The sequence below is a fragment of the Ktedonosporobacter rubrisoli genome (assembly GCF_004208415.1).
Classification (GTDB): Bacteria; Chloroflexota; Ktedonobacteria; order Ktedonobacterales; family Ktedonobacteraceae; genus Ktedonosporobacter; species Ktedonosporobacter rubrisoli.
The window spans coordinates 9,025,457-9,043,998 of sequence record NZ_CP035758.1; the positions used below are offsets into that span (position 1 = coordinate 9,025,457).

The 18,542-nt window shown below is 53.4% G+C and carries 14 protein-coding genes and 2 pseudogenes; 2 read left to right on the forward strand and 14 right to left on the reverse strand.

Annotation, left to right across the window (positions count from 1 at the left end):
- Positions 1-16: 16 nt before the first annotated feature.
- The 12 genes and pseudogenes from EPA93_RS39055 to EPA93_RS39105 form a co-directional block, all read right to left on the reverse strand.
- Entirely contained in the window at positions 17-1,360 is a 1,344-nt protein-coding gene (locus EPA93_RS39055) for an acetoin dehydrogenase dihydrolipoyllysine-residue acetyltransferase subunit (protein WP_129892713.1), read from the reverse strand.
- A 119-nt stretch (positions 1,361-1,479) separates the two neighbouring features.
- Positions 1,480-3,021, reverse strand: a complete 1,542-nt coding sequence (locus tag EPA93_RS39060) for an amidase (protein WP_129892714.1) — start codon at positions 3,019-3,021, stop codon at positions 1,480-1,482.
- Between the two features lie 217 nt (positions 3,022-3,238).
- Positions 3,239-4,261 (reverse strand): alpha-ketoacid dehydrogenase subunit beta, encoded by a 1,023-nt coding sequence (locus tag EPA93_RS39065; RefSeq protein ID WP_129892715.1) that lies wholly within the window; start codon positions 4,259-4,261, stop codon positions 3,239-3,241.
- Between the two features lie 53 nt (positions 4,262-4,314).
- A complete protein-coding gene (locus tag EPA93_RS39070) occupies positions 4,315-5,310 on the reverse strand; it encodes a thiamine pyrophosphate-dependent dehydrogenase E1 component subunit alpha (RefSeq protein WP_129892716.1) in 996 nt (331 codons plus the stop codon).
- A 108-nt stretch (positions 5,311-5,418) separates the two neighbouring features.
- Positions 5,419-6,456, reverse strand: coding sequence for an ATP-NAD kinase family protein (locus EPA93_RS39075; protein WP_129892717.1), 1,038 nt, complete (start codon positions 6,454-6,456; stop codon positions 5,419-5,421).
- A 79-nt stretch (positions 6,457-6,535) separates the two neighbouring features.
- Positions 6,536-7,354, reverse strand: a complete 819-nt coding sequence (locus EPA93_RS39080) for an N-acyl homoserine lactonase family protein (RefSeq protein ID WP_207229321.1) — start codon at positions 7,352-7,354, stop codon at positions 6,536-6,538.
- Positions 7,355-7,908: 554 nt separating this feature from the next.
- A pseudogene (locus EPA93_RS51360) lies at positions 7,909-8,343 on the reverse strand (Clp protease N-terminal domain-containing protein); the annotation flags it as partial.
- Between the two features lie 84 nt (positions 8,344-8,427).
- Positions 8,428-8,808 (reverse strand): annotated as a pseudogene (locus tag EPA93_RS51365) (bifunctional nuclease family protein); the annotation flags it as partial.
- Between the two features lie 233 nt (positions 8,809-9,041).
- Complete coding sequence (locus EPA93_RS39090) at positions 9,042-10,346, reverse strand: amidase (protein ID WP_129892719.1); 1,305 nt, start codon at positions 10,344-10,346, stop codon at positions 9,042-9,044.
- 195 nt (positions 10,347-10,541) lie between these two features.
- Positions 10,542-11,402: an arginase family protein gene (locus tag EPA93_RS39095; RefSeq protein ID WP_165423699.1), complete on the reverse strand. Its 861-nt coding sequence runs from the start codon at positions 11,400-11,402 to the stop codon at positions 10,542-10,544.
- Positions 11,403-11,569: 167 nt separating this feature from the next.
- Positions 11,570-12,820 carry an MFS transporter gene (locus tag EPA93_RS39100; protein WP_207229322.1) on the reverse strand — a complete coding sequence of 417 codons (1,251 nt, stop codon included), beginning with the start codon at positions 12,818-12,820 and terminating at the stop codon, positions 11,570-11,572.
- A gap of 331 nt (positions 12,821-13,151) precedes the next feature.
- Entirely contained in the window at positions 13,152-14,132 is a 981-nt protein-coding gene (locus EPA93_RS39105; protein WP_129892722.1) for a D-2-hydroxyacid dehydrogenase, read from the reverse strand.
- A gap of 313 nt (positions 14,133-14,445) precedes the next feature.
- Here EPA93_RS39105 and EPA93_RS39110 point away from each other — a divergent pair, with 313 nt between their 5' ends.
- Positions 14,446-14,838: a response regulator gene (locus EPA93_RS39110; protein ID WP_129892723.1), complete on the forward strand. Its 393-nt coding sequence runs from the start codon at positions 14,446-14,448 to the stop codon at positions 14,836-14,838.
- Between the two features lie 97 nt (positions 14,839-14,935).
- On the opposite strand, the gene EPA93_RS39115 is transcribed toward EPA93_RS39110, so the two are convergent.
- Positions 14,936-16,123 carry a WD40 repeat domain-containing protein gene (locus tag EPA93_RS39115; RefSeq protein WP_129892724.1) on the reverse strand — a complete coding sequence of 396 codons (1,188 nt, stop codon included), beginning with the start codon at positions 16,121-16,123 and terminating at the stop codon, positions 14,936-14,938.
- Positions 16,124-16,329: 206 nt separating this feature from the next.
- Here EPA93_RS39115 and EPA93_RS39120 point away from each other — a divergent pair, with 206 nt between their 5' ends.
- On the forward strand, positions 16,330-17,397 hold the full coding sequence (locus EPA93_RS39120) for a phosphotransferase family protein (protein ID WP_129892725.1): 1,068 nt from the start codon (positions 16,330-16,332) through the stop codon (positions 17,395-17,397).
- A gap of 18 nt (positions 17,398-17,415) precedes the next feature.
- Here EPA93_RS39120 and EPA93_RS39125 read toward each other — a convergent pair whose 3' ends face one another.
- Positions 17,416-18,327: an endonuclease/exonuclease/phosphatase family protein gene (locus EPA93_RS39125; protein ID WP_129892726.1), complete on the reverse strand. Its 912-nt coding sequence runs from the start codon at positions 18,325-18,327 to the stop codon at positions 17,416-17,418.
- Positions 18,328-18,542 lie beyond the last annotated feature (215 nt).

An 18,542-nucleotide genomic window follows, 5' to 3' on the forward strand; every position in this document is an offset into this window, starting at 1 on the left:
CAGCCATTTGCTGAACCTAAGCTCCGCTGAGAAATGCTTGCACGAGCTGATTAAAGGCCTCGCTGCGCTCGATATGCGGGCAATGTCCGCAGTCAGGGAAGAGCTCTAGCCTGCCGTGGGGAGCGCTCCAAACAGCCTCCGCATGAAAGGCGGGGATAACCTGGTCAGCCGTGCCCCAGATAAGCAGAACAGGTTTATTGAGCGTGGCCAGGGCTGTACGCAGATCGATTTTTTGGTATCTCTGAACAAAGGTGGCAGCTACTGCAGCCTGCAAAGCTTCATAGGCGCCCGGCTGTAAGCGTTGCCTATATACCTGCTCTATTAAGGATGGCGATACCAGGTGAGGATCGGCAAAAAAGCGCGCCAGCTCGGCTTTGATAGTCTCGGGCTCGGGCCTGGCGGCAAAAAGCTGTAGCAGCGTGGGATCGATCTCGGGTCCCAGCCCGGCACTATCTATCAGCACCAGGCGCTCAGCGCGTTCGGGATGATGAGCGGCAAAGTCCAGAGCAATCGCAGCTCCTAGAGAATGGCCAACCAGGCTGACTTGTTGCCAATCAGGGCCGAGAGCGTCAAGGAAGCGAGGCAGAAAAGCGGCCTGAGCTCTGACACTGTAGTCCCTGGCAGGTTTAGCGCTTTCGCCGGAGCCTGGCAGATCGAGAGCGCAAACGCGAAAGCTTGCAGCCAGCGCGGCCAGATTCAGGGCCCAGGTAGTGAGCGAGCCACCGAGTCCATGAATAAAGACTACATGCGGCGCTCTATGTGGACCGGCCAGCAAGCAATGGATGGCAATGCCGTCTACTTCGATGATACGTTCCTCTTCGCTAGAACTGTCCTGGGCCTGCTCGGCGGCGCGCAACACATCTTCGCGTCCAATCATGCCGCGCGGACCAGTGCCGCTAAGCATGCTCAGATCGACGCCTAACTCCTGGGCCAGGCGGCGGGCTGCTGGTGAGGCGTTAACTCTCCCTCCAGCACTTGCGGGAGCGCGCATTGTGCCGGCCGTAGGCGCCCCTGCTGGGGCTTTAGGTGCGCCGCGCTTATTGAGCGCTGCAGCTTGCCTCTGCTTTTCCTCAGCCTCCTCGCGCAATAAGTTAGCCATTTGCTCAGCGGAAAGCTCCTCTTCCTGGGCAGTAATTATGGCCAGAGGAGCGCCGATGGGGGCGCTCTCGCCTTCAGGCACTACTAATTGGCGAACGATCCCCGTGCTCGGTGACTCCACATCGTTGACGGCTTTTTCGCTCTCAATCTTGACAATGGGCTCGCCCTGCTGTACGGTTTCGCCGGGCTGCTTAAGCCATTCAACGACGCGCCCCGTTTTCATAGCCAGGCCCCATTTAGGCATGCTTAGAATAGTGGCCATCGCGCTAACTCCTCTCTATAGCATCCTTAAAGTCTTTTTCGGCAAAGGCTGGCAAGCTTTTCGCTCAGAGAGTCTATCCCTCACATCAAGGCCATACACTTACCCATTGCTTGCGACGCTTACACCGGAGCCGAAGTTTGTTGTGAGTGGACCTGATAGCCGCTGATCTGCTCGAAGGCGTGAGCGGCACGCAGGATAGTTGTCTCATGCCAGCGCTTAGCAATGAGCATCATCCCAACTGGTAAGCCAGCGGAGAGACCGCAGGGTACCGACATCGCGGGGTGACCGGTGACATCGGTTGGCGCCGTGTTGACAATCATTTCTAGCGATCTCTGCACTTTTTCTTCGCGCTGAGCATCTGGCCCGGGAATGCGGGTTGCTTTCATCGGTGTTGTTGGCATAACTAACAAATCCACACTTTGCAAGGCCTCATCGTACGCTTTGGCCAACCGGCGCGCCAGATTCTGGGCTTTGGCATAGTAGTGGCCGTGGTAGTTATTCTGCATATATTGACCGAGCAGAGCGACCAGCTTGACTGTATCAGAAAAATCGTCGGCGCGGCTGAGCCGTCCACGCGCATATGCATCGAGCAGCGAGGTGCTATAGTGCCCTTTCCAGTTTGTGCCCATGCTATTGCCGCGCACCATAAGCATGGTTGCACCCTCAACAGCTATGGCGCGCCAGATATGAATTCCATCGCGATGCATGGGCAGTGAGATCAAGTCAACCTGCGCGCCCAATTGGGTAAAGCGCTGTGCAGCTTGCTTTACCATCTCGTCAACATCGTGCTCGGAAAGCTCGGCCCAAGCAAAGCCTTCACGCACAATACCAATGCGAAGACCCTCCGTATCGCTGGCTAAAGCGCTTGTGTATTTCTCAACCTTTACATCTTTCTGGCGAGGATCAAGCCCATCCTCGCCGGCGATGGCTTCGAGCAACAGAGCCACATCTGCAGTGCTGGCCGCAATTGGACCGGTATGATCGAGGGTTAGTTCGATAGGAAAGATACCGGTATAAGGGACGAGACCATAGGTTGGCTTCAGGCCATAAGTTCCGCACCAGCTACTCGGTATGCGTATTGAGCCCCCCTGATCTCCACCGATGGCCATCTCGCACTCGCCGGCGGCTACAAGTGCTGCGCTCCCGCTGGATGAACCGCCGGGCGTAAGCATGTGATTGTGGGGATTAAGAACTGGTCCTGTATCAGATGTGTGGCTGCCGCCCGAGAAGCAGAGCGATTCGCAAACGCTCTTGCCGACAATTTCGCCGCCAGCATCCAATATACGTGTAACGATGGTGGCGTCAAATTCAGGCACATAGCCTTCCAGCAGCGCGCTACCATTCATCATAGGGATGCCAGCCACGCAAACATTATCCTTAATGGCGATGCGCTTGCCTGCCAGAGGCCCTTCTGCAGCTCCTTTGATCGAACATTTTTGATACCAGGCGTTGAGGATATTTTCCTCAGGATCGGGCCGGTAGCCGCCAGTGCGTGCATAACGTACGGGCAGAGTAGAATCGGCGAGCTGATCGAGGCGGCTATAGGATTCTAGCGTACTGTCCATAAGCCCGAGAAACGAGCTCAGGTCAGCATCGCTCATGTGGAAACCATAGCCCCTGGCGATCTCGCGCAACTGTTCAAGATTAGGCCTGATCTTCATGAAGACTCCTTCTCTATGCGTAAAGTATGCAATGAACGCTTATTTGCATATGTTAAATATGCAGTGAACGCTTAAAAATAGCGCTACAAGCTCTGTCCTGCTTCCAATGGCGGCTCTGAGCAGAGCTTGTTGGACTCTGGCTACCCTCATTTCGCATGTTTTTCCTGGTTAGTTCGGGAGCGCGAAATAGGGCCTCCCTGCGGGGAAGCAAAAATGCTTAGCCCAGAATTTCTTGTACCGTTGCCATGATGCGCTCAGGGCTGGGAATATAGAATTGTTCCAGCGGTGGGCTGAACGGCACTGGCGTATGCGGCGCTGTAACAAGCTTGATAGGCGCATCGAGCTCGGTGAAGGCCTTATCGGCCGCCAGCGCGGCAATATCGGTAGCGATGCTGCAGCGCGGATTGTCCTCGTCAACGGTGATCAGCCTGTGCGTCCTTGCCACTGATTGCAGAATCGTGTCTTCATCTAAGGGCGAGAGCGTGCGCGGATCGATGATTTCCACAGAAATACCGTCTGCGTACAACGCCTCAGCGGCGGCGAGTGCCTGCTGCACCATGCGCGAGATGGCCACAATGGTAACGTCGGTGCCTTCGCGCTTGATATCAGCTTTGCCCAGTGGAATAACATATTCGCCTTCAGGCACCTCGCCCGTCATAGAATACAGCATTTTGTTCTCAAAGACCACAACTAAGTCCTCGTCGCGAATAGAGGCAGCGAGCAGGCCCTTGGCATCGGCCGGCGTGGAGGGCACGACAGTTTTGATACCTGGCATGTGTGAAAAAACTGAATAATGTACGCCAGAGTGTTGGCCAGCGGCGCCCATGCCGGCGCCGATCATCGTACGGATGACGAGCGGGCAACTTGCCTTGCCACCGAACATATAGCGTAGCTTGGCCCCTTGATCAAAAATCATATCCCAGCAGACGCCAAAGAAATCCACAAACATTAGCTCGGCCACAGGGCGCAGGCCGGTGGTGGCAGCGCCCACAGCGGCGCCGATAAAGCCTGCCTCGGTGATGGGCGTATCAAGGACGCGATCTCGCCCAAATTCCTGGACCAGCCCCTTGGTAACGCCTAGCACGCCACCCCAGGCATCATCCTGTTCAAAGTTCTGCACGCCAGCTCCCCCGGCTACATCTTCGCCCAGGAGAATAACGCGCGAGTCGCGGCGCATTTCCTGGCGGAGAGCCTCGTTGATTGCCTGTGCATAGGTGAGTTGACGGATCGCGACAGCCATGAACTTTTCCTTCCTTTCAAGCGGGGATATTCACGCTACCAGCAAGCTACTACTTATGGGTATTGCACATAAACATCTGTGAGCGCTTCCTCTGGTTGAGGCAGGGGCGCAGCTTCTGCGAAGCGCCAGGCGTCATCGATGCGCTCCGTGACTTGCTTGTCGAGCCCGTCTAATTCCTCAGCTGAGGCGATTCCCCGCTCTTGTAACGAATTGCGCAAGGCGAGGATAGGATCGCGTGAGCGGTAGGAAGCCACCTCTTCTCTGGTACGGTAGGTGATTGTATCGCCCTCAAAGTGGCCATAGTAGCGGTAAGTTTTACACTCTATCAAACTGGGCCCCTCGCCACGGCGCGCACGAGCAATAGCCTCGCCCGCAGCTTCATAGACAGCAAATATATTCAGACCGTCCACGGTTAAGCCGGGCATACTGTAGCCGGCGGCCCGCTCGGCGATATCGCGGCAGCTCATGTGATAGGTCACAGGCGTAGATTCGGCGTAGCCATTATTCTCGGCCACAAAGATAACTGGTAGCTTCCAGATGCCTGCCAGGTTAAGGCTTTCGTGGAAGGTGCCCTGATTGGCCGCGCCATCGCCAAAGAAGCAGACGGCAACCTGGCCGCGACCGTTGTGTTTAGCCGTCAGGCCCGCACCCGTAGCGAGTGGGAAGCCTTCCCCAACGATGCCATTAGCCCCGAGCATACCCTTATGCACATCAGCGATATGCATAGAGCCACCTTTGCCACGGCAAGCTCCCGCTTCGCGCCCCAGTAGTTCGGCGACCATCGCGCGTATATCTACCCCTTTGGCTATGCAGTGGCCATGGCCCCGATGGTGACTGGTAATGAAATCCTCATCGGTAAGATGCGCGCATACGCCAACGGCCACCGCCTCTTCGCCTGCATAGAGGTGGACGAAACCAGGGATTTTCCCGGCAGCGAACTCGCGCCCGGCCCGTTCTTCAAACTGGCGGATAGTCATCATCTGTTCGTACATTTTGAGTAGATGAGCCTTGTCCAACGTATTACTTGTTATGTTCTGTTGTGTGACCATAGTGACAAGTTCTCCTCCGTTGGGCGGCCAGCTAGAGGCTGCCTGTTGCTCAGGCTAACTGTGCCAGCGCCTCTGGCTGTAATCTAGTCCTCATACACTAAAGCAGTTTTAGCAAGCGTTGGTGGGTGAGCTGGATATCTGGCGAGACAGGTACCCGGCCCGGGCTGCTGCCGCCAGCGCAGCTTCTACCTTGACGACAAAAGGGCCATCAGCACGTAGATTGATCGTCACTGCTGAAGTCGATGCGAGCTCAATCTCGCGCTCGCCATCCAGCGCAACAGTGCCTACACCGGGCCTCAGTTGCACCGCATCGTTAAGAGCTAGCCGGCGATAGGCATTGATAGCTACCCAGCGCACAAGGCCGGGTGCAAGGGCGGCCAGGACCTGGAGATCTCCTTCTCCCAGCGTAATATGCAGACCGGGAAACTGATCAGTGGCCTTGTTGGCATCCAGCAGTGCGCTTCCCAGAGCTGAAAGCCCGATAGTCGCTGGAGCAACGCGCGAAAGGATCACTTCGCGTACTGACGATAGGTCCCAGATGGCTCTAGAGCCAACAAAAGGCAATGAAGAGACAACAACATCGATGAGCGCATGCTCCCGGCTTACTCCATCAATCAGGACTTCTAACCACGGAACGCGCTCTACTATTGGGTGCTGCTTATTGTCTGCTAGACCGTTGGCTACCAGACCCGCTGCCAGGCCGGCGATAGTGCCTTCAAGAAATGAGGGAAAGACATTATTTGTGCCTGTTGAGATTGGAACGAGCGGTACATGTCCACAACCCATGGCTACGGCGCGGTTGGTTCCATCTCCTCCCAGCGTAATAATGCAGCCAGCGTTCAGCGCACAGAGCAATTGGGCAGCCTGTGTGGAATCGGCGCCGGTTCCTGTTACTGGCATCGGGAGTGGCTCTACCGTCAGAGGTGAGCCCTCTCGATGCCCATCCAGAGCCCGCTGCAATATGCCGAAGTCATGCTCCGGCATATAGGCAACGCGCGTAACGCCTACTGCTTCAAGGGCGAGCAGTACGCGCCTTACAATGGCTGTCTTCTCATTGTTGTCGAAAATCGTGCCATGGGCAACAAGGCGACGAATATCGCGGCCTGAAGCAGGATTGGCAATAATTCCTACCAGGTGTCTGGACATAGAGCGTTTCTATCTATGCTGCTAAGCAAGCAGAATATGACACGCTACAAGGCCTGTATTAGTGAATAGATGACGACAGCTAATCGTAATAAGCTTCGGGTGCCAGGCGTAGCTCTTTGATCTGGGCATGATCGTGGCCGAAGACTATTGTGGCATTTTTCTTATGGGCAATGTTGCGGATCTTTTCGACGGATCTTGCCCATTGCAGGTTATCGTAGACAACTGGAGATCCAACCGCGGGCGGACCATAGCTATCGCGCAGATAGATGGCATCGGAGGTAAAGATTATAGTCCCGCTGTTGGGCAGATCAACTTGCATGCACATTGTGCCCCAGGTATGGCCAGGCGTTTCTAGAAGGGTGACGCCATCGACTAGCTGCGTGTCTCCCTCGACCAGGTGATATTTGATTCCCTCCATATCATAATCGGCCTTGATAAAACCTCCCTGCGAAATTCCTTCAAGCTTCATAGCCTCGTTATACTCGGTCTTGTTTACTACCACCTCGGCCCCACTATGCTTAAACACGCCAATGTTGCCAGCGTGATCAAAGTGCAGGTGTGTCAGGAAGACATATTTAAAGTCTGACGGATCGAGCTTGAGCTGTTTAAGGCGCTCTTCAAAATACTCTTCGGGCTTTACCTCGTCATAGGGGAAAAACTCTTGTAGGCCGGTTGCACCCCAGCGTTCCTCCCAATTTCGCGGGCAAGCAGTATCCATCAAAATGCGCCCATCGGGATGGTCCACAACGACGGTATGGGTCGGACAGGAACGCCATTCGGCCGCCTTATGCGGCTCGCGGCGCGAGGCCATTAAAAGTGGCGTATTGATGAGCCAACGTGGATCGCAATGCATATTGCCGTGATGCTGGATGTAAACTTTTATTTTAGATCGGATCATGCGTAGTGCCTCCTGCTATGCTTGTCAAATGCTTTCGGAGCTAACAATCCTTGTTATTTCTAAGTACGAGTGCAGGCCTCACAAACTCTCGCTTTTATGATCAGGCACTATCAACTTGCTAGGGAAGAGAGCAAGATAAGCTTTGGCTCTCTCCTCCTTCCCTCAGTACCGACCCGTTAAGGTGTTAGCAACCCCGGAGGCTAACAGCTGAAGTTTCAGATATGCTTGAACGCCTGTGAGCTCATCTAATAGAATGATTTGAAATATGATGACACAAGAGGATATATACCATAAAAAAATGGGCTTGTATAGTGCTCTCAGCGGGAAAAATAGTGCTTGCCTGTTGTTGGGCAGCGGCAAAAGGTGGCGTGTAGTTTGCTGCTACGAGGGTAGAGCTCATTGCGGCATATCTCCTGGAAAGTTATATGCCATGATAAACAAGTTTTTGCCTTCCCGTAATATTCTGGGCGAAGCGTGAGGAGGGGATCGGCGCTTCAGCTTTGCGGCCTCCTCACACCTTCACAGAAGTGCCTCAGCTCGCGCTAAGAGTCGTTGTTCAGGAGCTTGAGAATCCGGGTGCGGAGATGCTCAAGTCTGACACCCAGGCTTTCAAGAATGCCAGCCGCAATGCCTTCGCCTTCGCGAACGAGGCCAAGGAGGAGATGCTCAGTTCCGACATACTGATGCTTCATTTTATGAGCTTCGTCGATGGCAAGCTCAAGCACCCTCTTGGAGCGAGGCGTCAGGCCAATTTCTCCCAAGACGAGGCGGTCGCCGAGCCCAATAATAAATTCAACTGAGGAACGAACTTTTGCGAGATCGACGCCGAGATCTATCAGCGCGCGAGCTGCTGCCCCCTGCTTCTCATGAACGAGGCCAAGGAGGAGATGCTCAGTTCCGATATAATTGTGCTGGAAGCGGCGCGCCTCCTCTTCGGCAAATTTGAGAGCGTTCCGTGAGTGTTCCGTGAGCTTAGCAGCTTCTGATATTGCCGATAGGCTGCTCAAAGTTTGCTGGATCGTCGGCTGCGATAGCTGAGACGTCTCCTTTGGCGCGGGCATTTGTGCGGCCTGCTCCAGAACTTCCTCTGCGACCAGGATCGGCGTTTGCGTGCTGATCGCCAGCTCAATGGCATCCAGGGCAAGCGCCTCAAGTTCTACCTGTTTCTCGGCTGTCTTAAGTACGATCTTTCCCTGTGGCGTTGTATCAACAAAGCCGGTAATTTCTACTCTGGTGATTGAGTAGCCAGAAGCAAGAATGATATTTTTCAAGAGGCCATAGAGGCGGGAAAGCGGATCATTGCTAAGTTCATGGTTCGTTCTAGTAACTGCTCTAATCTCCTGAAATGTTCCCTGGATGTGTAGCTGACGATTCTGCTCGGCTTCTCCTAAAGTAATCGTGCCTGAATTTGTTTGTGGATTGAGACTTACGTGCTCAATGTGCATTTCAATCATGGCTAAATCTCCTGTGAACTGCTGCTTTTTTCTCTATTGAGTTTTGATGGTCTATCATGCGAGGAAACGGAGAGATGAAGCGAACATTGAATAAATCCTTGATACGCTTACAAAAATGTATTTGAGTAGCATACAAGTATAGTATACTGAAAAAAAGGAAAAAAACAATAAGATCACAAAAAACCAGCTAAGTAAAGCCTAGCTGAACTGGTTTAGGGAGGGGGCTAAATCTTTTAACGGACTACCACACTGGCCAGCTCTGAGGCCCAGCCAAGTAGCTGCTCATCGGCCATGTACTTGCCAACAACTTGCAGTCCAAGCGGCAAGCCATTGGCGGCGTATCCGGCCGGCAGATTGATCGCTGGCAGGCCTGCATGTGTCCAGGGTAGATTCATAATGGCATCGCCGGTAGTGGTGATGCCTTCGGGGGCGGGACCAGGAGCCGCGGGACTGATCCAGAGATCCACTTCATGCCGCTGTATTAAGGCCTCTAGCTCCGCGCGTAATTTAGCGCGCCCGGCGCGGGCCGCTGCCAGGTCTGACGCCTTGATTGTCTGGCCTGCGCGAATAGCCTGGGCGGTGCGCGGACGATAGAGCCCTTCATAGCGCGCAAACCAGGTGGCGTGCTCGCGGGCCATTTCAGCATGCACAAGATTTCGATGGCGCAGGTTGATCTCGCTGATGTCAGGCAAGGCCGGTACGCGCTGCACGCGATATCCCGCCCTTTCAAGCGCCTCAACCTGGCCGGCAAAGGCGGCCTGGCCCTCGCTAGAGGCCTGAGCCAGATAAGGACCTTCAGGAATACCCAGAACTGGCCGATCCTTAAGCGAAACTGCTCGCCAATCATGGCAGAGCCAGGAAGCCGCCAGCGCACTCCCGGCGACATCTTGCGTAAATATGCCCACCGTATCGACTGAGGGAGAGCATAAAATAAGCCCATCTTCAGAAATGCGGCCATATGTTGGCTTGAAGCCGACGATACCACAGAAGGCGGCGGGCCGGATGGTCGAGCCAATCGTTTGCGTGCCCAGGGCCAGCGCGCAAAAACCGGCGGCTACCGCAGCAGCCGAGCCGCTGCTTGAGCCTCCCGGGCTGTACTGGAGATTATGAGGATTGCGCGTGAGGCCTGGCTCAAAATAGGCCATCTCGGTAGTCACAGTTTTGCCCAGCACAAGAGCACCGGCCGCGCGTAGCTTGCTTACGCAGCTTGCCTCTTCTCCCGTAAGCTCGGAAGCTGGAAGCTGTGAGCCCGCCGAGGTTGGAAAGCCCGAGACATGGAACATATCCTTTATGCCCACTAGCACTCCATATAAGGGAGGCCGCTGTGCTGGATCGGGGAAGCGTTGTTGGAGCGCTTGGGCCTCACTCAGGAGGCGTTCGCAGCGCCTGGCTTCGGGTAAAAGCGCCTGCAATTCATCGTCAAGACTCTCGATACGCTGACATGTATCCTCGATATAGCTCACAAGCTCACGTTGATCGCTACGTAGTGCCGCAGCTGTGGGAGCGAGTGGCAAGGAAGCCAGAAATGGTGATGGCATGGCAACCTCCTGCAGTTTACATTTATCTATGCCGTTCTTCAGAGCTTGTGACGTTTTTAATATCCTACAATTGGACTCATTATCCCTTGGTTTGCCTTGAACAGTGCAAAAAAGGCATCATCAGGACAAATGCTCTGCCATCGGCCCAAGCCTGCTCACAATACGCTTCCAGACCCTAGCTGTAGCCATTGGCCGCTACTTGAGAGCTTGCGCGTAGAGGCCGGCCAATTGCTCAAGCTCGTGCATGTTTTCATGCTGGGGAGGGATTACCTCGGTCAGGCACCATCCAACGGTTGTCAGCTTGCTTATCATGATGTGCTGGAAATGTCGGAGGGTTTGTATATCTATGCCCCCAGGTGTAGGAAAGTGGGATATATCTTTAACTGCGGGAAAGGACAGTGGATCAAGCACGTCCACATCGATATGGAGATAGACATGGGAAAAGCCTTGCTTTTTGAGCGTATCTGCGATCTCCTCAGCCTGAGTAGTGAGTTGTGCGCTGGTGAATGAGGATACCTGTGCATGACTTAAGAAGCGCTGCTCTGGGACATCGAGATCCCTAACGCCGGCGAGAAAAATTTGCTGTGGAAGAAGCCTCGAAAATGATGTGGCAACTAGTTCTGGGGCGCCTTCCCCTAACAATGTTCGCAATACCATTCCATGAAAGGTCTTACTCGGAGAGGATAGGGGCGTATTCGAATCTGCGTGGGCATCTAGCCAGATCACTGCTAGATCACCGTCATATCGTTTGTTGAGAAAAGAGATCGGGGCAACTTCGATTCCGCAATCTCCCCCAAGGGTGAAAATACGGCGGGGATTCTTACTGCTCAAGAGGTGATGGGCCTCTTGTGCATAGCGCAGAATATGAGAGTAACCAAGGATATCGTGCTCGAAGTCTGGTTCGTGGGCAGCTTCAACCTTGATCGCATTGAAAGGAATGTGTGGCTGGAGGATCTGCTGGAGGATCGTTGCTCCTATATAGACCTCGGTTTTCCCTGAACCCTCCCACTGTGGAAAGAAGAGATATAGATCTTCTGAGGAATGCATCTCAGTCATGGGTTTATCCTTTCGATAGGGAGATGGTGATGGCCTCCAACTCCGCATTTCAAGTTTAGCAGAATTGTCTAACTGAGTCCAGGTGGGTGAAGAGGAGCAGCCTCAAGCTCCTTTATACCATGAAAAAAGAGAGCTCCAGATGTCTACCGGAGCTCTCAAGAAGGAGGTCAGGCCCTGCGCAAGTGTGTGAAGACCACAATAATAGCGCTAAGGGCCAGGCCGCCGCTAATCAAGCCAAGCTCTATGCGCGGATCAAGCATAGCCAGGAGCAGGCCACCCAGAGCAGAACCGATTGCCTCAATACCATAGGTCAGGACACGGAAAGAGCTATTCACCCGTCCCTGTAACTCATCAGGCGTGATAGAAAGCCGATACGAGACCAGAGCAACTGCATATAAAGGCCAGATTAGCCCGACAAGTCCCCGGCCGATAATCAGCAAGGGCGCCGAAGTGGCCAGCGTACAGAGCAGCGTCGCCAGCGACCACACGATTACCGAACCAATGATGATCTGTCCAAAGCGCAAATGGCGCTTGACCCAGGGCGCCAGAAAGCCGCCAACCAGTCCGCCAATACCATCTGCGCTGATAATAATGCCCAGCATCAAGGCATCCAGATGGAGTCGATTCTGCACCAGCACGATGATAGCCAGCTTGACGGGGACCGAGAGGAAATTGACGCTCATCGTAAGCAAGACCATGATGCGCAGAATAGGTTGCTGCCACAGGAAACGTAGCCCTTCCATAATATCCTGCCAGAGATGGATCTTTTCTTGCTTGCGCTCGTTCTGGAAGGGCACACGAATAAAGCGCAAAGAGATCACCGAGATCAGGTAGGAGATGCTATCTACCAGGTAGGCAAGGATTGCCCCGAGTACCGTTGAGCGCGCCAGGCTGATCAGCAACGTGCTCAGATTGGGACCGAGTAGCGTGGAAATATATTCCGTCACCTGGTCCAGGGCATACGCTTGTGGGATCTGGGCAGGCTTGACCACGCGCGGGAGGGCCGAGATCTGGGCCAGACCAAAGAGCACATTAGCAGTTCCCTCGATCACGGCTATAATATAGAGCTGGGCAACGCTCAAGTGACCCAGGAAAAAGGCCAGCGGCACCGAGCCTAGCGCTAACCAGCGCACTGCGTCACAGCGTATCATGATCGCTTTACGATCCCAGCGATCGATCAGGGCTCCGACTGGCAGGCTGAACAACAGGTAAGGGAGCATTTGCAGGGCTGCTACCAGTCCAGCCTGCGCCGGCGAATGGGTCAATGCTAGCACTAGCAGCGGCAAGGCCAGCGCTGACATATTGGTGCCGATAGTAGAGACAATCTGCCCGCTCCAGAGCAACAAGAAGTCCTGATTGCGCCATAAAGGCCGTTCCGGAGCTGTTGAGGGCGAATCGGTAGGTGGTGCGTATTTCATAGAAATGGCAATGTACTCCTTGAGCCAGAAAACTATAAGGAAGAAAAGAAACATAGTCCTGGCCTCAGGAGGAGGTGCGCGTGCGGCAGTGATGGCGCCTGGAGCGGCGGTTTTGTCATGCGGTCGTGTTGCGGTCCAGGAATGCCAGCCTGGTAGCCGCCGTTCGACTCAGTTGTCTCAATAGAACGTGTTCATTGAGGCCTCACCAGTGATAGAAAAATCAATATACAAACTTTCTGCAAGTGTGGCATAAGCCAGCACAATCTGTCAAGAGAGCACCTTGACTTAACCCGCGACAGGTTCGTCGCTCTCCAAGCTCTACGTGTAGCTTCTAATAACCTCTGCTCGCATTGTATTGGTTAGTTAAGTGTTCACCGCTACGGTAGCGACGCAGGTTATCGGCGAAGATAGCGGCCAGGCGTTGATCATAGTGCTCGGTATGGCCGGAGAGATGAGGCGTCAGGATGACATTTGGCAGCTCGTAGAGGGGACTATCTGCGGGCAAGGGCTCTTGTGCGGTCACATCTAAGCCGGCCCCACCAATCTGGCCCTCCTGAAGGGCACGGATCAAGGCAGGCTCATCAATGACATTGCCTCGTGCGATATTCACAAGATAAGCGTCGTTGCGCATGGCCTGTAGCTCTGGCTCACTAATGAGCTTTGTAGTTTCCTTTGTTAAAGGAACCGAGAGCACTACATAATCGCTCTGTTTGAGCAACTCATGTAAATGCTGCCAGGCAAAGAGCTGATCCACGTCTGCATCTTGCCCATCTTCTTTTGCCGAAAACCTGGTGGCCAGGACACGCATACCAAAGGCGCGCGCTAACTGAGCGATCCGCCGTCCGATATGGCCCAGGCCGACAATGCCAATGCTGCGGCCTATAAGTTCACGCGAAGAGAAGGACCCGCCTTGGTAAGATCTGTGTAGCCATTTATGCTGACGTTGAGCTTCTACCAGTTGAGGCCAGGAGCGGTTAAACATCAGCATGCTACAAATCACATATTCGGCAATATTATGCGCATGGACGCCAGAAGCTGTCGTAACTATGATACCGCTCTTTGACGTGACAAGCGAGGCGGGCAAATGGTTAGTACCAGCAGCCGAGCTTTGCAGCCAGCGCAAGCGAGGGAAAAGCTCGTGCCAGTTAGCGGGCAGCGTTGGTGCGCAAATAATCTCGGCCTCATGGGCAAGGGGTTGCACCTTCTCATCAGTTAAGCTGGCGCAATTGACGATATCGGCCTCCGCAGCTTTTTCCAAGAGCTTGAGGGATTCTTCGCTAAAATGAAAGGTGCTTACAATTTTGGGGTACATAGAATAGACTATTCCTCCTTGCTCTATTCCTGCTATATATATCGTCACATTCGTACCACATAGGGAGAGTACAATGCAAATGCTATATGTAAGCTTGCTGGCGATTGTGGCCAAATGGCCCTGGCAGCGCATGTCAGGTACCTTTGGGGGAAAGTTGCCGTATAATTTGCTAATACTTTCTTGAAGTGTTAGTATACATACTAGGTATCTTTCACATGGGTGAAAGATAAGAAAGCGTAGTTATAAAGGACAATGTTGTGACAAATGTGGGAAGCGATGGAAAGCGAACGGCGCTGGAGGGAACATAATACCCATGATGCAAGCACCCAAGGTTCTTATTATCGACGATAGTACAACTGCATGCCTCTATATGGCTCAGGCCCTGGAAAAAGTGGGATATCAAGTGATTACCGCTACCGATGGGCGTGAAGGTATGGCCAAAATTTTTCAGGAGCAGCCACATTGCTTAATTTTAGATGTGCTGTTGCCGGGAATGAATGGTTTTGCGCTCTGCCGCCAGCTACGTGCTCAGGATTCATTACGTAATCTCCCTATTATTATGGTGAGCACGAAGAATACGCACGCTGATCAGGCCTGGGGACTACGGCAGGGGGCCAATCGTTATCTGCCCAAGCCCTTTACCGAAGAGGTTCTTGTGCACACTGTCGAAGAAGTACTGCCAGGATATATGCCTCGTCATCGATAATTCATCTGGAATAATTTCGGGTGCTGGAATGTATATTGCCAGCACCTTTTTTCTCTATCCCGGGTCAGGCCATTTAATGGATATATAGGGCGGCCTATCAAGCATATACTCCCCATAAACGAATTGTCCCGTCATCACTGCCCGAAGCCAATCTCATGCCGTCCGCAGAAAGTGCCATGCTCCATATGCCCTGCGTATGTCCTGTAAGTTTTTTTTGCTCCTTAGCAGCTCGGCTATCCCAGAGCTGGATCAAGCCATTATGATGCGCTGCCGCCAGCACATGGCCATCCTTGCTCCAGGCAAGCGCATAGGCCCAGCCCGCGCCATTATGGCCATTGAGCGTTTGTGAATTCTTCCAGGTCGCAGTATCCCAAAGCTGGATGGTGCCGTCATCGTTAGAAGAGGCAAGTGAGCGCCCATCAGGTGACCAGGCAGTATCGTTGGGCTGGTCACGGGTTTCAAGAAAGGTTAATTGGCGCCCTGTCACGGCGTCCCATATCTGAACAAATCCATCATAGCGCGTGGTCGCAACGCGCTTACCATCAGGCGACCAGTCAAGGCCATAAGTCGCCGTGGGATAGAGGCCACCACCAAAGAGAGATTGCGGCGTAGAGCCGTTCCAGGTTGCCAGTTTCTGGCCCGTCTGGCTATCCCAGAGCTGTATATTTCCACTAGAATTGCCTGTCACCAGGCGCGTGCCGTCAGGCGACCAGGCCAGGCTGATAAAAAAGGGATAATTGCCTTCCTGTATAGTTGTGCGCACCTTTTGGGCTTTGATGTCCCAGATCAGCACGCTTTGATCTTCGCTGGCCGTGGCTAGCAGGTTTCCATCAGGGGACCATTTTGTGGCGTAGACCTGCTCAGTATGACCCTGGAGCGTAGCAAGATTCTTGCCGGTTTGGCTATCCCAGAGTTGGACTATCTTATAGGCGCCTGCCGCCAGGACAGAACTATTAGGCGACCAACCAACGCCGCGAACAGCTCCAAAATTGTTCATACTTATTACGCCCAGTAAACTTACATGATCGGCATTTTCTGGCCCTATCACCTGAGTAGGATTGCGCAGGGCGGCAGGCGCGCTGGTGGGTAACGCGTCTGGCGTAGGGGTTGGTCTGCTGGGAGTTGGCGTAGGAGTTGGGGAAAGCTGCTGGGTGGGCTTTTGCGTGGTCCCACAACCGGCGACAACACTGGTAGCTAACAAGGCTATAAAGCCACGCCTGGATAGCCTTGACTCTGGAAAGAAATTACTCGACCTCACTTTACCATCGCTTAGCTTGTCATTCATAGCTTTTTCTCCATCTTGCTGAGATAACCAGAAATATACGCTTTTAATAATATACGCCAGTTCATATGTAAATTATTACATATTCTAAATTTGACATAAAAACCTTGCCTGAGGGCGTAGTGAGCGAGCTTGTGATATGATGAGCACTATGAAATAGGTAGCATTGGGATGAAAAGCAAAATACATCAGGCCAGGAGAGAACACAAATGAGTACTGATGGAGAAACAATAGCTGTTCGTTCTGGAGAGAGCTTCGATATTCAGCGTGTAGAAGGTTACCTGCACGAGCATATTGCAGGGCTGGGCGAAGGTTTGCTACAGGTACGCCAATTTCCATCTGGAGCTTCTAATCTGACCTATTTGCTCACGAGTGGAGATTGGCAAGGCGTTTTACGCCGTCCTCCCTTTGGCCCGGTAGCACCGAAGGCGCATGATATGGCGCGTGAAGCCAGCTTATTGCTGAAGATCCATCCAGTTTTTCCCCTTGCGCCCAGGCCCTATATCTTTTGCGCCGACCTGACAATTATGGGCGTCCCTTTCTATGTTATGGAGAGGCGCGAAGGAATAGTGCTTGATAGTAGTTTTCCGCAAGGCGTGGCTGTAGATGATGAGCTGTGTTGCCGCATCAGTGAGGCGGTAGTTGAGACTCTGGTCAAGATCCACGCTATCGACTGGCCGGCGGCCGGCTTGGGCTCATTTGGTCATCCCGAAGGCTTTCTGGCCCGTCAGGTGAAGGGCTGGATCGAGCGCTATCGGCGGGCCAGCTCTGACCATATTCCTCAGCTTGAGCCGTTAATAGGCTGGCTGACCGAGCATATCCCACTTAGCCCGCCTCCAACGTTGATCCATAACGATTTCAAGCTTAACAATATGCTTATGAGCCGGGCCGATCTGGGACTGCCGGTCGCCGTCCTTGACTGGGAGATGGCCACCATCGGAGATCCACTTTTTGATCTGGCAAGCTCATTGAGTTATTGGGTCGAGCCAGATGATCCGCAGGAATTGCAAGAAGTATTGCCTACCATCACGGCGCGGCCGGGCTTTATCACGCGTGAGCGCTTTAGCGAGCTCTATGCCCGGAAAAGTGGCAGAGATCTCTCAGCGCTCCATTTTTATATGATCTTTGCCTATTTTAAGCTGGCCGTAATCCTGCAACAGATCTATGTCCGTTGGAAGCGAGGGCAGACCAGCGATGAACGCTTCGCCACCTTTGATAGGCGCGTGCGCAACCTGATCATTCATGCGGCCCACCTGGCCGAAAGTGGGCGGCGTTAGCAAGTGGATAAATGGCGGTCAAGCCTCATCCAGAAAAGTAGCTCCTAGCGGCAAATGATCGCTGGCCTCACTTGCCTGCATGTCTGTGCCACATGTGATAGGAGCACATTCGCTGAGCTCCACAGTTAGCTCAGGGCTGGCGAAGATATAGTCGATACGACAGGCGGGCATGGCTGCCGGAAATGTAAAGCCTGCTGTATGGGGATGCAGGTAGCGAAAGCAATCAGTGTAACCTGCGTTCAAAAGCAGATCTATGCCACCTTCTGCATAAGGCTTACTATAGTGATCTAATAGGGCACAGGCTTTCTGGCTATTTAATACGGTGCGGAGCGTATATCTGAGTAGGCGCCTGCGCAAAGGGATCACCGCAGGCGGCGTGGGTTTAGGTGGCTGGGGTGGCATGTAGTGTGGGCCGGCGAGGATATAGCGCAGAATCTTGCTCGCGTAAAAAGGATCACCAGGCGCCAGCGAGTTGAAATCGCCCATTACGAGATGAGGCTTGCCTTTGTGGGTTTGCATGATGCGTAACATCTCTTCTACCTCGCGACGTCTCACGAGATGACTTTTTGTCCTGTAGCCGAAATCAGATATTTGATGCATGAGGAAGAGCGTGAGCGCTTTGCCATCCGGCCTGCTCACGCATACCTCAAGGAAGTGACGGCGTACAAAGCTGCGCGGGTGTGTATGCACCCTTGAATGGAGTATTGGCAGGCGCGTGAGGATGGCGAGATTCCAGTCGCGGGCGTGTTTTCCATATCCACTCAGGCAATAGTGCATATTCAGGCGGTGTGCGAGCTCTTTAACTACCTCCGGATCAGTAGCTTCGACCAGGCCAATGATATCTGCCTGAGCCGTCTTGATGATCAGCGAAAGCTGTTCGACTCGCTGTGTGCCACCTAAGAGGATATTATAAGAGAGGATGCGTGTCATTCCTTGCTATATCCTTCTAGCGAAGCGGGTGCAACGACCATATATTTATTTCAAAGCGTAGCTGAATATCTCACTTCAGGTCAAGAAGAATATGCTTCAGTTTTTTAATAGAACCCAAAATTTCCTCCTTGCCGCTGTCAGGCGGGCCAAAAACGAGAACTGAAAATCTCTGCAAGTAGGCGCCAGAGGTTTCCACTCCTCCACACTGGGATTGT

Bases quoted from the DNA above. Each gene is read 5' to 3' on its own strand.
- EPA93_RS39055 (WP_129892713.1), bottom strand. From the start codon at position 1,360: ATGGCCACTATTCTAAGCATGCCTAAATGGGGCCTGGCTATGAAAACG.
- EPA93_RS39060 (WP_129892714.1), bottom strand. From the start codon at position 3,021: ATGAAGATCAGGCCTAATCTTGAACAGTTGCGCGAGATCGCCAGGGGC.
- EPA93_RS39065 (WP_129892715.1), bottom strand. From the start codon at position 4,261: ATGGCTGTCGCGATCCGTCAACTCACCTATGCACAGGCAATCAACGAG.
- EPA93_RS39070 (WP_129892716.1), bottom strand. From the start codon at position 5,310: ATGGTCACACAACAGAACATAACAAGTAATACGTTGGACAAGGCTCAT.
- EPA93_RS39075 (WP_129892717.1), bottom strand. From the start codon at position 6,456: ATGTCCAGACACCTGGTAGGAATTATTGCCAATCCTGCTTCAGGCCGC.
- EPA93_RS39080 (WP_207229321.1), bottom strand. From the start codon at position 7,354: ATGATCCGATCTAAAATAAAAGTTTACATCCAGCATCACGGCAATATG.
- EPA93_RS39090 (WP_129892719.1), bottom strand. From the start codon at position 10,346: ATGCCATCACCATTTCTGGCTTCCTTGCCACTCGCTCCCACAGCTGCG.
- EPA93_RS39095 (WP_165423699.1), bottom strand. From the start codon at position 11,402: ATGACTGAGATGCATTCCTCAGAAGATCTATATCTCTTCTTTCCACAG.
- EPA93_RS39100 (WP_207229322.1), bottom strand. From the start codon at position 12,820: ATGAAATACGCACCACCTACCGATTCGCCCTCAACAGCTCCGGAACGG.
- EPA93_RS39105 (WP_129892722.1), bottom strand. From the start codon at position 14,132: ATGTACCCCAAAATTGTAAGCACCTTTCATTTTAGCGAAGAATCCCTC.
- EPA93_RS39110 (WP_129892723.1), top strand. From the start codon at position 14,446: ATGATGCAAGCACCCAAGGTTCTTATTATCGACGATAGTACAACTGCA.
- EPA93_RS39115 (WP_129892724.1), bottom strand. From the start codon at position 16,123: ATGAATGACAAGCTAAGCGATGGTAAAGTGAGGTCGAGTAATTTCTTT.
- EPA93_RS39120 (WP_129892725.1), top strand. From the start codon at position 16,330: ATGAGTACTGATGGAGAAACAATAGCTGTTCGTTCTGGAGAGAGCTTC.
- EPA93_RS39125 (WP_129892726.1), bottom strand. From the start codon at position 18,327: ATGACACGCATCCTCTCTTATAATATCCTCTTAGGTGGCACACAGCGA.